Raw genomic sequence first — 13,058 nt, 5'->3', positions numbered from 1 at the left:
GCCACCGGTTGCCTGATACCCGGCATTCTTCACGTCCGGCACGTGTCCAGATCATCCCAGCATGCTCTTCGGCGCTGTAGCGCCGCCAGCAGCCAATCCTGATCCGGTCACATCACGCCGACATCTTTGAGTTCGGTCTCTGACCGGCGGTCATCGCGTCCGCGCACCGTTCGATCGTGTGCCTTCTCCCTGACCTCCGGCCATACCGGCTTCAAAGATTCTCCGGATTCCGTTGCCATTTCAATGAGTCAGTCATCTCTTTGGCCCATTGCAACAATGACAATTACCCGCCTTTGTCAATTGCACCCTTTTTCGGGTGATCCATTGTCATTAGACGGCATTTTCGGAATCTGTTTATCTCACCGTCATTCCGGGATACCTCCTGCCGTTTTGCGGATATCCCCTGCCCGAAAACCACGAGGAAGAATTGTGTCGACCACATTCCCATTCACCTATCCACGCCGCTGGGCCCTGACCACCGGAATGAAGCTCATCCGGTGGGCTCGCCGCCCGGCCCCAACCGCGGAAACCCGTCGCCTCAAGGCAGCCCGACGCCAACAGGCTCGTCTGCGCGCACACGCTCGCGAACAGCGTGTGCGCGAACAGCGCGAACGGGACATCGTGCGCTACCTCAGCCAGGTCCGGCCATTCATCTGAGCCGCTGTGGAGAGTCCTCCTCGAGCAGCCGACTCGCCACGGCCCGAGTTCATCGGACTCGGGCCGTGGAGCAACCATTGGTGTGGGTGGAGCGGCCCGAGATGAGCACTTCACCACCGGATTTCCAACAGCGTCATGCCATGTGGCGAGCGTCACTCTCCGCCGATTTGGTCTCCCACCCACACCTGGGTAATATTGTTCAGGCAAGCGGGGGTATGGCGCAGTTGGTAGCGCGTCTCCATGGCATGGAGAAGGTCAGGGGTTCGAATCCCCTTACCTCCACCGCCGAAGGGCCGGGATCCGATAAGGATCCCGGCCCTTCTTGCTACCTGACGGCGGCCCAGCAACCTCGCGCCAGGTATCTGGGCCGCCGCCAGGTAGTAATTAGGGGGATTCTAGGGTGAGTAAGGCTCGCTTCTTCTCCTCTCCCCATGCGTAGCCGGTCATAGATCCGTCCGCGCCGATGACGCGGTGGCAGGGAACGATGATGCTGATGGGGTTCTTTCCGTTGGCGGCGCCCACGGCACGCGCCGCACCCGGCCGTCCCAACATCTCGGCCAGTTCTCCGTAGCCTGCGGTGCTGCCGTACGGGATCTGGGTCAGTGCCTGCCACACGGAGCGCTGGAATTCGGTTCCCTTCGCCGCCAACGGCAGATCGAACTGCGTGCGCTGGCCCGCGAAGTACTCCCCCAGCTGCGCCTCGGCACGGTGGAATATCTCCAGGTCATCTTCCGGGGTCGCTTCGACGCCGAACGCTCGGCCGAGCCGAGCATCGATCACTTCGGAGACCTCCAGGTAGAGACCCGTCAGGTGGGCGCCGTCGGAGGTGAGCAGGGTCGGCCCCAGTTCCGTGTCGAGGATCGTCGTGTACACCGGCGCCGAGGCGTCCGGCAGCTCGATCGTGGCGTTGAGTTCCGGTGTGGCGTCGGATGGGGTGTTTGTCTGAGTCGACGTGGTCATGTCTGTGTGTCCTTCGTATAGGTGAGTCAACGGTCGTCAGTTTCGTTCGGTGTCACGTTCAGGTTTCTGCGCTGCGAGCGTGATGAGCCCACAGGAGGTGCGTGAGATACGAGCGCCAGGGGCTGCATTTCATCGCGATCTCCTTCCAATCACCGGCGACTGCTGAGGCTTCGTTGAGATCGGCGAGAGCCTTCTTGACGCCGAGGTCGGAGTCCATGAAGACATCGGGATCGCCGAGCGCGCGCATGCGGATATAGCCGTTGCTCCACGGCCCGATTCCGGGCAGTGCCAGGAGATTCCGGCTCGCGTCCTCGCGGTCGCTGCCGGCGCCGAGGTCCACACTGCCATCGGCCAAAGCGACCGACAGGGCGTGGATGGTCCGTTTCCGGCTGGCCGGCAGAGCCCAGTCCGACGCGGGTATTGCGGCAATCGCCTCGGCCGTGGGAAAGACCCGGTCGACTCCAGCGAGGCTGAGCTCCTTCGGCAGCGATTCTCCGGCTCCTGCGACGAGGCGTTCCAGATGAGTTCGGGCTGCGGCCAGAGAGATCTGCTGCCCGAGCACGGTCCTCAACGCGAGTTCGACGGGGTCGCTGTGGCCCGGCGAACGGATTCCCGGATACTCGTCGACCAGACGATCCAGGCCCGCGGATCTCAACGTCTCGGCGATCGCCTCGGGGTCGGCATCGAGATCGAGGAGGCGCCGGACCCGAGCGACCGCGCTTCCGAGATCACGAGTATCGGCCAGCCGGAGACGACAGTCGACGAATTCCCCCGCCCCTTGCCGCACCGTGATCACTGCGGGACCGTGAGCCAACCGCATCGATCGAGTATATGCGCCGTCCGAGATGTGCTCGATCCCCTCCACGGCTCTCACAGCGTGGTACTCGAGCAGATGGTCGAAGTCGAACGGCGGCCGGTAGGCCAGTCTGAGGACGAGTTCCTCGGCCACCGCATGCTCGGCACCCGCTCTGCGCAGCTGCCGTGGGCTGATCGAGTACATCGCGCGGAAGGTGTCGTTGAACTGGCGGATGCTGGAGAAGCCGGCGGCGAAGGCGATGTCGCTCATCGGCATCGAGGTGGCTTCGATGAGCGTCCGTGCGGTCCGGACCCGTTCCCCGCGCGCCAGCGCCAGGGGTCCGGCGCCGAGTTCGGCATGGATGAGGCGCCCGAGCTGACGAGTGCTGTAGCCGAGTTCCGCGGCGAGGGTGTCGACTCCCCCGCGATCGACGACACCGTCGCGGATGAGGCGCATGGCTCGCGCTACGATGTCTCCGCGGGTGTCCCATTGCGGGGAATTCGGACTGGCGTCAGGACGGCACCGGCGGCAGGCCCGGAATCCGGCGTCTGCCGCGGCCGCGGCCGTGACGAAGAAGTCCACATTCTCCCGCCGCGGCGTCCGCGCCGGACAGGACGGCCGGCAGAAGATCCCGGTCGTGCGCACCGCGGTGAAGAACATCCCGTCGAAGCGTCGGTCCCGGGAGGTGACTGCCTGATAGCACTGGTCGGACGTGAACATAGTTCTATTGTCCGCGCAGAGAAGACCGATTACTAGCGGTTTTCGGTCACGGCAGTATCGGGCACCAGACGAGGCAGCACGCGGACGAGGACGATGAGCACGAGCAGTTCGATGAGGGTCTGTGTCACGACGCCTGCCGGACCGATCTCCTCACCGGTGATCGCACGCACGATCGGAAGCATGACCAGGGAATTGCGTGTGGCGCCGGACAGAATCACGGCGCGAGATCGCCGGGGACCGAGGCAGGACACGCGGGTGACGATCCAACCGATGATGATCATGACGACGGCGAAGAGCGCGAAGACGACGGCCACGGTCCCCAGCTGTCCGGCAGATCCGGCGATCAGCGGGGTGACGGAGGCGGTGATGACGAGCAGGGTCAGCGCCATGACCGGGTCCATCAGACGTGTGGTCGCGGCGAGAGGCCGTCCCAGTCGTGGAGCACGGCGGGCAAGAAGACGAACGATGACTGCGGCAGTGAGCGGAATGATGATGAACAGCACCAGCGCGCCGACCAGCGGGCGAACAGGCAGATCGATGCTGAGCCGACCTCCGGAGACCGCCCACAGCATCACCGGCAGCAACACCAGTTGGGCGATCATGAGCACGGGAGTGAGCATCAGAAGCCGATCTGCGGCACCCCCGGCAGCGCGCGTGAACGCGATGACATAGTCGATGCACGGGCACAGCAGCACGATGAGCACGGCAGGCAGCAGCGGATCGGCGATGTCGAAGACGGCGATGAGACCGGCGACGACCAGTGGGACGATGAGGAAGTTCACAGCTGCCGTCACGGCGAGAAGAGGCAGGTCGCGCACCGCGCGCAGCCCCGAATCGAAGGGGATGTCGAGGAACGTGAGAAAGAGCAGGCCGATGAGGCACGGGGTCAGTGCTACTTCGGCCAGTGCGGCGAAACCGGAGACACCGACACCGAGGATAACCCCGAGTACAGCGCCGCCGAACCACCAGAGCGTCTGCACCGAGGAGCTGCGGACGGCGTCCGCATTCTCCTGCACACGGGGTGTGTCACGTCCGGACTGCGGACGAGGAGCAGGCACGACGGATGGCCCGATCAGTCAGCTTCGGGCCAGTAGTGGGAATCCGGCAGCGCCCGTCTGCCGAAGATGGCCTGACCGACGCGCACGCAGTCTGCTCCCTCTTCGATGGCGACCTCGAAGTCACCGGACATGCCCATCGACAGCCGGCCCGGGCCGAGGAGATCCGGATCGGCCTCGCGGACCTGGTCGCGCAGACCGCGCAGCAGCTCGAAGCAGGGACGGACGCGGTCGATGTCCGAGGAGAAGATGGCCAAGGTCATCAGGCCCTGGACCTTGAGGGAGTCGAACGATCGCAGTTCTCTGAGGAAGCCGAGAAGCTCTTCCGGCGGCATGCCGAATTTGGAGTCTTCGGAGGAGGTGTTGACCTGGACGTAAACGTCGAGGCTGCGGCCTTCCGCCTGGAGCCGGCGATCGAGTGCTCGGGCAACCTTGAGCCGGTCGAGAGCTTGGAATTCGCCGGCGAACTTCGCCACGTCCTTGGCTTTGTTGGACTGGAGGTGCCCGATCACGGCCCATTTGATGTCGAGATCGGCCATCTCCTCGGATTTGCGGTGGGCTTCCTGCACCTTGTTCTCGCCCAATTTCGCACAGCCGGCGGCCACGGCCAGGCGGATGCGCTCCTGGGGAACGGTTTTGCTCACGGGCAGCAGTTCGACCTCGGTCCGTTCCCGGCCGGCGCGTTCGGCGGCAGCGGCGATCCGGCGCTCCACCTCGGCGATATTGGATCGGAACTCCTCAACGGTCGTCGCCGTCGAATACTGTTCATCATGACTGAGTCCGCTGTCGTCTCCCATATTTTCATCGTACTCAGGTTCTCCGCCCCTGCACGTGGTGTTCACGCCACGATGCGGGCCCGACTGGTCGGTCCCCGTCCAGCCATCGACTTCGCCTCCTCCCAGGCAGCGGCCAACCTGGGCCCGACCTGTTCCAGTTCGGTCTCCGTCACCGTATAGGGCAGGCGCACCCAACGATCGAGTCCACCGGCCGGAGCGAAGTTCGGCCCGGCGACGAGGCGGAGTCCGTGGTTCCTGGCAGCGATCGAGAGCACCCCGGACCGCGCCTCCGGCAGTTCGGCCCACAGCGCCATACCACCGGAGGGGACGATGAACTTCCACTCGGGCACCCATGACCTCACCTGCGCGGCGAGCATGTCACGGGCGGCTCTGAGCCGAGTGCGGCACTCGGCGACGACCGCCTCGTGGTTGGCCATGAGTTCGACCGTGACGAGCTGTTCGAGAACCGGCGCTCCCAGATCGAGTCCGAGTCGGGAGGACGCGAAGTGGTCCACCCGGTGGCGGGGAATGCGCATCCATCCGATGCGCAGCCCTCCCCAATAGATCTTGCTCACGCTGCCCACCGTCACCGAGTCGGAGATCAGGGCAGACATCGGAGTTGGCGTCGGCCCCTCCTCCAGCCCCAGTTCGACGAGGGATTCGTCGAAGACGGGCACGACTCGATGCCGCCTCAGAACCTCCGCGAGATCGCTGCGTTGAGCTTCGCGCAGCAGGGCGCCGGTCGGATTGTGGAAGTCGGGGATGAGATAGGCGCTGCGCGGACGCATCTGCCCCATGAGCTGGTCCATGGCGTCGATGTCCCAATGGTGCCCCTGGGGCCCGAACTCGAGTGGGTAGGTCACGAGACTCGCACCCGCGCCTTCGAGTGTGGCGATCGCATTCGGGTAGGTGGGGCTTTCGACGAGCACTCGCGAGGTCGACCGAGTCCCGCCGAGGCGCGCGGCCCCGTCGAGGAGGGCGCGGACGGCGATGGCCGCCCCGCCGAGGGCCCCGGAGGTGATGAGGATCTGGTCGGGGTCGGTCGGTGCGCCCCGCCTGGTGTAGCGGTCGGCGATGATCTCGCGCAGCACCGGAAGCCCGGACGGATAGTAACCGGTGCCCGGGAGGTAGGCACCCAGACGTGACAGTGCCCGGTCGTAGGCGCCAAGGATGTCCGGCGCCGCGACCGGTGCCGTGCAGGTGAGGTCGATCTCCGCCTCGTCGGCGCCGGCAGGTGAGAGCAGGTGGTCGATGCGGCCGCCGGGGACGCTGGGCAGCTGGACGACGCTGCCGGAACCGCGTCGGGTGACGATGAATTCCTGTTCTCGCAGGTGGGCATAGGCCCGGCCCGTCGTCGTCCGGGACACGCCCACGGCCACGGCAAGCTCCCGTTCGCTCGGCAGTCTGGCACCGACCGGCAGACGTCCGTCCGTGATCGCTGCGGCCACGGCCGCCGCCAGGGATTCGAAGGCCGGTGTCTTCCACGGGCCGTCCCCGATGACACTGGCCAGACGTTTCGCTCCGAGGGCCACTGTGCTCATGATCCGACCTCCATAGGACCACTTTCCTGCAAGTGGCTATTTCACGCAAGACCAATTTCGGTCAGAATGAGAGGACCACTACCTCAGAGCACAGAAAGCCACCGGATGACCACGATGAGAGCACCGAAACGACAGCTGGCCAATGTCGGCCCCATCGCGCAGCTGCGCGGCGGACGACTCTGGATACGCCTCCCCCAGCTGCTCCTCGGCCTCTACCTCTTCGGCGCCTCGATGGCCATGATGGTCAACGCGGGACTGGGCATGATGCCCTGGGACGTCCTCCACTCAGGCATCAAGAACCAAGTGCCGCTGACCTTCGGGACCATCGTCACCATTCTGGCGTTCCTCGTACTGCTCATCTGGATCCCCCTGCGCCAGCAGCCGGGCATCGGCACGATCCTCAACGCGCTCCTCGTCGGCCCCGCACTCGACCTCACCCGCCTGTTCCTGCCCCGACCGGAGGAACTCGGATGGAACATCGCGCTCATGGTCACAGGCGTCGTCCTCAATGGGGCCGCCTCGGCGATGTACATCGGAACCCAATTCGGGCCGGGCCCGCGCGATGGACTGATGACAGGCCTCTCCCGCGTGACCGGTCGGTCGATCCGGCTGGTGCGCACCCTCATCGAAGTCAGCGTCGTCGCCATCGGCTGGCTGCTCGGCGGAGTCGTCGGCGTCGGCACGGTCCTCTATGCGCTGGGGATCGGTCCGATCACCCAAGCGCTCCTTCCGGCCTTCATCGTCGAACTCCGCCCCCGGTCGAAGCCGACGACCACCACCGAGGATGCCCCCGAAGACTGAGCGACCGTCACCCCTGCGCGGCCGTCAGGTCAGAGAAACCCAACGTCGACCGCGACACTCACTCCATCGAATCGAGGATGTCGGTGAGGTCGTCGAACGTGGTCAGCGGATTGACGATCGCGAACCTGGCATTCGGCCGCCCCTTGTGCGAACTCGGCACCACAAAGGCGCGCTGATCCTCGAGCAGCCGATCCGACCACGCATCGTAGTCGGCCCGCTCCCACCCATCGCGTTCGAACACGACGACGGAGAGTTCAGGTTCGCGCACCAGCCGCAGGTTCTCCCGCCGCTTGATCTCCGTGGCGATCTCACGGGCCAGATCGATCGAATGGCCGATCGCCTCCCGGTAGGTTTCGGCACCATAGCTGGCCAGCGAATACCACAGCGGCAGACCGCGCGGCCGACGCGTCAGCTGGATGGCGAAGTCCGACGGACTCCAGTCCTGAGCATCGGTGAGCGTGTCGAGGTACTCGGCCTTCTGCGTGTGCGCTCGCCGTCCCGAATTCGGGTCGCGGTAAATGAGCGCACAGGCGTCGAAGGGGGCGAAGAGCCATTTGTGGGGGTCGACGATGAGCGAATCGGCCATCTCCACTCCGGCGAACTTGTGACGTGCCTGAGGTGAGAGTATCGCGGCCAGACCGTAGGCGCCGTCGATGTGGAGCCAGAAGTCGAACTCGTCCTTGAGCGCGGCGATGCCGGCGATGTCGTCGATGGTGCCGAAGTTCGTCGTCCCCGAGGTGGCCACCACCGCAATCACGGCATCCCCGTGTTCGACCAGAGCTTCGCGCACCCCCTCCGGGCGCAGGATCCCGTCGTCGCCGGTGGCCACGGGTGCGATATCGACATCCATGACCTCGGCCGCAGAGGCGACCGAGGAGTGCGCCTCGGCGCTGCACACAATCACCCAACGTCCCGGCCGAGTCTCACCGAGCTTCTCCTTCTGTGCGTTGCGGGCGGCGACGAGGGCAGACAGGTTGCCGATCGTCCCGCCCTGGACGAACACCCCTCCGGCGCCTGCAGGCAGCCCGAACTCTCCGGCCAGCCAGCGCAGGACCTCGTTCTCGGCGTGAACCACTCCGGCACCTTCGAGCCACGAACCACCGTAGAGGGCACTGGCGGACACGACGAGGTCGAAGGCCACCGCCGCCTTCGTGGGGGCGCTGGGGATGAACGACAGATACTTCGGATGGTCGGTGGAGATGCAGGCGGGGGCGAAGATGTGCTCGAAGATCGCCAGCGCTCGAGCCGACCCCAGCCCCTCCTCGGTGACGGTGGGCCCGGCCAGTCGACGCAGCTCGGTCTCTGAAGTCGGATGGTCGAGCGGGGTGTCCTCGGCCAGAGTCCGACGGCGCGAGTACTCGAGCACGAGATTCACGAGATTTCGGGTCTCATCGGATACGACGTGCATGCGGGAATGAAGACTGTCGGTCATGGGTGCTCCTCGGGGCGGTCGATGGGGGTGGGGATCGCCCACCGATAACGAGACTAACCGCAGAGAACCGGTTTGTGATGGGTCGGACGGTGCGGATCGACACGAATTCCTCGCCCGGACCGCAGATCGCAAGTTCTGACTATTATTCATATTTCCTTGCGACAGGTCTCGATGCTGAGGTAGGTTCGACCTCATGAATGGTGCGCAGACGTCCGACACCGAGGATGATCCCCATCGCGAGGACAACCAGAGCTCCGAGCACAGCCGGAGCTCCGAGGCCACCGGACTCCGTGTCCGGGAGGCCATCCGGCGATCGGGGCTCAAACAGCGCAAGATCGCCGCGGCCATCGGCATCGATGAGACGAAATTGTCCAAGGCCCTGTCCGGTCGCCGCCGATTCACCGCCGATGAGCTCCTCGGCGTCGCCACCGCCACCGGCGTGACCGTACGGTGGCTGCTCGGCGACGAGTCACAGGTCTCCGCGCCTCCGCCGAATACGGCGACCGTTCCAGGCGGCGACGAGGATGCGAATCCTAAACGCAGCATCGCCGAGGCGGCATGGACGCTGTTCGGCCGGCACGGCTTCGACGACGTGCGCATCGCCGATATCGCGGCCGTCTCCGGAGTCTCAGCCCCGAGCATCCACTACTACTTCGCGAACAAATCCGACCTCTTCGACGCCGCTCTCGACTATTCGGTCAAACTCGCCTTCGACCGCCAGATCGCGTGGCTCGATGACATTGCGGACCCTGCACAGAGGCTCGAACGCCTGCTGAAGCTGCAGTCGCCGCTGGGGCGCACGGAACGCGGCGAATGGTCGATCTGGCTGCAGGCCTGGGCCCGAATGGCCCTGGAAGGCTCGACACTGACGAACTATCCGCCCAGCTACGAACGCTGGTCGCGCACCGTTCAGTCCACGATCGAGGACGGTCAGCGGACCGGCTGCTTCCGAGCCGGCGATCCGCGCGCCATGGCCGATGAGCTGACCTCCCTTCTCGACGGCCTCGGCATCAAGGTGCTCACCGGAGTGATGGACACCGACGCCCTCTCGCTGCGGCTGCGCTCCTACCTCGACCGCGCCATCTTGAACCCGTCGCCGGTGCGAGCCTCGACCCGAACAGCCACCCCGACCACAACAGAGCACACAACCGATACATCCACCGATCGACTGAAGGAGTCATTATGAACCGCAAGGTCATCCTCACCTGTGCCGTCACAGGAGCCGGAGACACCACCGGCAAGAGCGAACACGTTCCCGTCAGCCCCGAAGAGATCGCGAACGATGCCATCGCGGCTGCCCGAGCCGGGGCGTCGGTCGTCCACATCCACGTCCGCGACCTCGAGACCAAACAGGGTTCACGGGAGGTCGCCTACTACCGCGAAGTCGTCCGCCGCATCCGCGCCTCCGATGTCGACCCGGTCATCAACCTCACCGCCGGAATGGGCGGCGACCTCGTCATCGACCCACAGGATCCGCTGACCACGATGCCCGGCACGGACCTCATCAACGCCCTCGACCGTCTCCCTCACGTCGAGGAGCTGCTGCCCGAGATCTGCACGATCGACTGCGGCAGCCTCAACTTCGGCGAAGGGTCGAACCTCTACGTCTCGACCCCCGACATGCTCCGCGAAGGCTCGAAGCGCATCCAGACCCTTGGCGTGCGTCCCGAGCTGGAGATCTTCGACACCGGAAATCTGTGGTTCGCCAACGTCCTCGTCGAAGAGGGACTCATCGACGCCCCGCCGCTGTACCAGCTGTGCATGGGCATCCCCTATGGTGCCCCCGCCGACCCGGGACTGCTGGCGGCGATGGTGAACATGCTGCCGAAGGGTGCGCAGTTCACGTCCTTCGCCATCGGCGCCAACCAACTGCCGTGGGTGGCCCACTCCGTGCTCGCCGGCGGTCACGCCCGCGTCGGGCTCGAGGACAACCTCTACCTGTCCAAGGGAGTCAAGGCCACGAACGCCGACCTCACCACTCGCGCCGTCGACATCATCACCAGCCTCGGCTCGTCCGTGGCCACCCCCGATGAAGCCCGCGAGATCCTCGATCTGCGCGTGCAGACACCGACCATCACAGGAGACGATCTGTGAACGATTCCACCCCCGCATCGCCCGCTGCTGGCTCGCCGGAGTTCCCCGACTTCGATGCGGTCGACACCATCACGTGCATCGGCGCCGGAACGATCGGCGGCGGCTGGGCCGCGTACTTCCTCGCCCAGGGCTACCGGGTGAAGATCTGGGATCCGGCTCCCGACGCCGGCGACAAGTTCAACCGACTCCTCGACGCGGCGTGGCCGGCCCTGGCCGAACTCGACATGGTCGCAGGCGCCGACCGAACCGCGTGGTCGATCCACACCGACCTCGCCGAGGCGGTCGCGGGCACGGGGTTCGTCCAGGAGTCCGCTCCCGAAGATCTCGCGCTCAAGCGCGGCCTCCTCGCCCAGATCGATGAGGTGTGCCCGCCGGATATCGTCATCAGCTCCTCGACTTCGGGCTACAGCATGACCGAAATGGCCACCGAGGCGGCCCACCCCGAACGACTCGTCGTCGGCCATCCGTTCAATCCGCCCTACCTCATCCCCTTGGTCGAGGTCGTGGGCGGACAGTCAACGTCGGCCACCGCTGTCGACTGGGCCGCAGACTTCTTCACCCACATCGGCAAGTCCGTCATCCGCATGGACCGTGAAGTCCCCGGCTTCATCGCCAACCGACTGCAGGAAGCACAGTGGCGGGAGGCCCTGTACATGGTCGAGCAGGGCGAGGCCACGGTCGAGCAGATCGACCGCTCGATCACCGATGGTCCGGGTCTGCGGTGGCCGTTCCAGGGGCCGATGCTCACGTTCCATCTCGCCGGCGGTGAGGGCGGAATGGCGCATATGCTCGACCATTTCGGTCCGTCGCTGAAGTCCCCGTGGACGCGCCTGACCGCTCCCGAGCTCAGCCAGCAGCTGCGAGATGATGTCGTGGCCGGCTGCGATATCGAAGCCGGTGACCGTTCCATTGCCGACCTCGTGGCTCATCGTGATGCCGGAATCATCGCCCTGCGTCGGCTCACGACGCAGTTGGACGCCACGGCAGACTCCAGCGAAGCCCAGTCGTCGGACGGCAATTCGGGGCACCCGGCATCCCCCGCCGCGGATTCTGCTCCCCCGTCCTCCGCACCGACGGCGGCGACCGCCTCGGCGTCGAAGCTGAGCACGTACAGCACCGAGGTCGTGCCCGAGTGGATCGATTACAACGGGCACATGTCCGAGGCCTTCTATGTCCTCGTCTTCGGATTCGCGACCGACCAGGTGATGGATCAGCTCGGCCTCGATGCCGCCTACCGAGAATCCCAGAAGGCGTCCCTGTATACGGTCGAATCCCATATCCGCTACCTCGACGAGGCGGCTCTCGGCGACCGACTCACCGTCGTCCCGCGCCTCGTCAGTGCCGGAGAGAAGAAGCTGCACCTGGCCTATGAGATGTATGTCGGGGACCGACTCGTGTCCACCGAGGAGATCATGGCCCTCCACGTCGATCAGACCACGGATCGCGTCGTGCCCTTCCCGGACACGGCGGCGGAGCGGATCTCTCAGGTCGTCACGGAGCGCCCGGAGTGGGTCGGTCGCTCGATCGGCTGACTCGTCAGGAATCGAGAAGTCAGCCCGGGCTCAGCCCGCTATTCTTAAAGCCATCGCTTCAGTCGAAGCCGAATATCCGGACCCGAATCCGTTCCATGAGGAGTCATCATGACCACCACGACTGCCGACGTCATGTTCACTGCGACCGCCGAGCTGCTGGGCGACCGTCCGATTCTGCGCCTGCCGCAAGATGCCAGCGATCAGCTGCCCTCCCGCGGGCAGGTGGCCGTCACCGGCGCCCTCGACGGCACGGAATTCAGCACTGTCGTCGAACCCGATGGCCTTCGCGGCCATTGGATCAGTCTTGATGAGGACCAATGGAAGAAGCTCGGTGTGAAAGAAGGCGCGTCGGTCGAGGTCGGTCTGACGCCGACGAAGGACTGGCCGGAGGTAACGGTTCCCGCGGATCTCCGCACGGCTCTCGATTCCGCCGGCGATCTCGACGATGTGTGGTCCGGTCTGACGCCGATGGCACGGTGGGAATGGGTGCGTTGGATCAAGGCGACGAAGAACGCCGATACCCGCGCTCGTCGTGTCGACGTCGCGATCTCGAAGCTCGAGTCGGGCAAACGTCGTCCCTGCTGTTTCGACCTGTCCTCCTGCACGGATCCGGAACTGGCGAAGAGCGGAAAGCTGCTCGGGCTGTCCTGACCTGGCGCAGCCCGATCGCGGCACCAAAGTGAACTTCAGTTCG

12 protein-coding genes and 1 tRNA gene are annotated in these 13,058 nt (G+C 65.3%); 7 read left to right on the top strand and 6 right to left on the bottom strand.

The genetic code is table 11. From position 1 onward, the window contains the following. Positions 1 to 429 precede the first annotated feature (429 nt). On the top strand, positions 430 to 657 hold the full coding sequence (locus GUY30_RS07965) for a hypothetical protein (protein ID WP_167195952.1): 228 nt from the start codon (positions 430 to 432) through the stop codon (positions 655 to 657). 209 nt (positions 658 to 866) lie between these two features. Further along, positions 867 to 939: transfer RNA gene (locus GUY30_RS07960), tRNA-Ala, on the top strand. A 102-nt stretch (positions 940 to 1,041) separates the two neighbouring features. Here the strand turns inward: GUY30_RS07960 and GUY30_RS07955 are convergent. The 5 genes from GUY30_RS07955 to yczR are packed head-to-tail and all read right to left on the bottom strand — an operon-like array spanning position 1,042 to position 6,505. After that, entirely contained in the window at positions 1,042 to 1,617 is a 576-nt protein-coding gene (locus GUY30_RS07955; protein ID WP_167195949.1) for a methylated-DNA--[protein]-cysteine S-methyltransferase, read from the bottom strand. Positions 1,618 to 1,675: 58 nt separating this feature from the next. Next, positions 1,676 to 3,133: an AlkA N-terminal domain-containing protein gene (locus GUY30_RS07950; protein ID WP_167195946.1), complete on the bottom strand. Its 1,458-nt coding sequence runs from the start codon at positions 3,131 to 3,133 to the stop codon at positions 1,676 to 1,678. 32 nt (positions 3,134 to 3,165) lie between these two features. Beyond that, on the bottom strand, positions 3,166 to 4,149 hold the full coding sequence (locus tag GUY30_RS07945; protein ID WP_167195944.1) for an arsenic resistance protein: 984 nt from the start codon (positions 4,147 to 4,149) through the stop codon (positions 3,166 to 3,168). Between the two features lie 56 nt (positions 4,150 to 4,205). Further along, positions 4,206 to 4,985, bottom strand: coding sequence for a YggS family pyridoxal phosphate-dependent enzyme (locus tag GUY30_RS07940; RefSeq protein ID WP_167195941.1), 780 nt, complete (start codon positions 4,983 to 4,985; stop codon positions 4,206 to 4,208). A gap of 41 nt (positions 4,986 to 5,026) precedes the next feature. Next, positions 5,027 to 6,505, bottom strand: coding sequence for a MocR-like transcription factor YczR (gene yczR / locus GUY30_RS07935; RefSeq protein ID WP_228281809.1), 1,479 nt, complete (start codon positions 6,503 to 6,505; stop codon positions 5,027 to 5,029). Positions 6,506 to 6,619: 114 nt separating this feature from the next. Here yczR and yczE point away from each other — a divergent pair, with 114 nt between their 5' ends. Continuing rightward, positions 6,620 to 7,306: a membrane protein YczE gene (yczE, locus tag GUY30_RS07930; protein ID WP_323127780.1), complete on the top strand. Its 687-nt coding sequence runs from the start codon at positions 6,620 to 6,622 to the stop codon at positions 7,304 to 7,306. 58 nt (positions 7,307 to 7,364) lie between these two features. Here the strand turns inward: yczE and GUY30_RS07925 are convergent, their stop codons facing one another. After that, positions 7,365 to 8,738 (bottom strand): pyridoxal phosphate-dependent decarboxylase family protein, encoded by a 1,374-nt coding sequence (locus GUY30_RS07925; RefSeq protein WP_167195934.1) that lies wholly within the window; start codon positions 8,736 to 8,738, stop codon positions 7,365 to 7,367. Positions 8,739 to 8,931: 193 nt separating this feature from the next. On the opposite strand from GUY30_RS07925, the gene GUY30_RS07920 reads away from it, so the two are divergent. The 4 genes from GUY30_RS07920 (at position 8,932) to GUY30_RS07905 (ending at position 13,015) form a co-directional block, all read left to right on the top strand. Further along, positions 8,932 to 9,924 carry a TetR family transcriptional regulator C-terminal domain-containing protein gene (locus tag GUY30_RS07920; RefSeq protein WP_167195931.1) on the top strand — a complete coding sequence of 331 codons (993 nt, stop codon included), beginning with the start codon at positions 8,932 to 8,934 and terminating at the stop codon, positions 9,922 to 9,924. Continuing rightward, positions 9,921 to 10,832, top strand: a complete 912-nt coding sequence (locus GUY30_RS07915; protein ID WP_167195928.1) for a beta-keto acid cleavage family enzyme — start codon at positions 9,921 to 9,923, stop codon at positions 10,830 to 10,832. Before GUY30_RS07920 ends, GUY30_RS07915 begins: the two co-directional genes overlap by 4 nt. Then, on the top strand, positions 10,829 to 12,364 hold the full coding sequence (locus GUY30_RS07910; protein ID WP_167195925.1) for a 3-hydroxyacyl-CoA dehydrogenase NAD-binding domain-containing protein: 1,536 nt from the start codon (positions 10,829 to 10,831) through the stop codon (positions 12,362 to 12,364). The genes GUY30_RS07915 and GUY30_RS07910 overlap by 4 nt, the downstream gene beginning before the upstream one ends. A gap of 108 nt (positions 12,365 to 12,472) precedes the next feature. Continuing rightward, positions 12,473 to 13,015, top strand: a complete 543-nt coding sequence (locus GUY30_RS07905; RefSeq protein ID WP_167195922.1) for a YdeI/OmpD-associated family protein — start codon at positions 12,473 to 12,475, stop codon at positions 13,013 to 13,015. Positions 13,016 to 13,058 lie beyond the last annotated feature (43 nt).

Origin of the sequence: Brevibacterium pigmentatum (genome assembly GCF_011617465.1) — a bacterium.
Classification (GTDB): domain Bacteria; phylum Actinomycetota; class Actinomycetes; order Actinomycetales; family Brevibacteriaceae; genus Brevibacterium; species Brevibacterium pigmentatum.
The sequence above is the reverse complement of the archived record's forward strand: the minus strand, read 5'-3'. Positions and strand labels throughout refer to the sequence as shown.

Coding starts and splice junctions, on each gene's coding strand:
- GUY30_RS07950 (WP_167195946.1), bottom strand. CDS start 3,133: ATGTTCACGTCCGACCAGTGCTATCAGGCAGTCACCTCCCGGGACCGA.
- GUY30_RS07920 (WP_167195931.1), top strand. CDS start 8,932: ATGAATGGTGCGCAGACGTCCGACACCGAGGATGATCCCCATCGCGAG.
- yczE (WP_323127780.1), top strand. CDS start 6,620: ATGAGAGCACCGAAACGACAGCTGGCCAATGTCGGCCCCATCGCGCAG.
- GUY30_RS07940 (WP_167195941.1), bottom strand. CDS start 4,985: ATGGGAGACGACAGCGGACTCAGTCATGATGAACAGTATTCGACGGCG.
- GUY30_RS07955 (WP_167195949.1), bottom strand. CDS start 1,617: ATGACCACGTCGACTCAGACAAACACCCCATCCGACGCCACACCGGAA.
- yczR (WP_228281809.1), bottom strand. CDS start 6,505: ATGAGCACAGTGGCCCTCGGAGCGAAACGTCTGGCCAGTGTCATCGGG.
- GUY30_RS07905 (WP_167195922.1), top strand. CDS start 12,473: ATGACCACCACGACTGCCGACGTCATGTTCACTGCGACCGCCGAGCTG.
- GUY30_RS07915 (WP_167195928.1), top strand. CDS start 9,921: ATGAACCGCAAGGTCATCCTCACCTGTGCCGTCACAGGAGCCGGAGAC.
- GUY30_RS07925 (WP_167195934.1), bottom strand. CDS start 8,738: ATGACCGACAGTCTTCATTCCCGCATGCACGTCGTATCCGATGAGACC.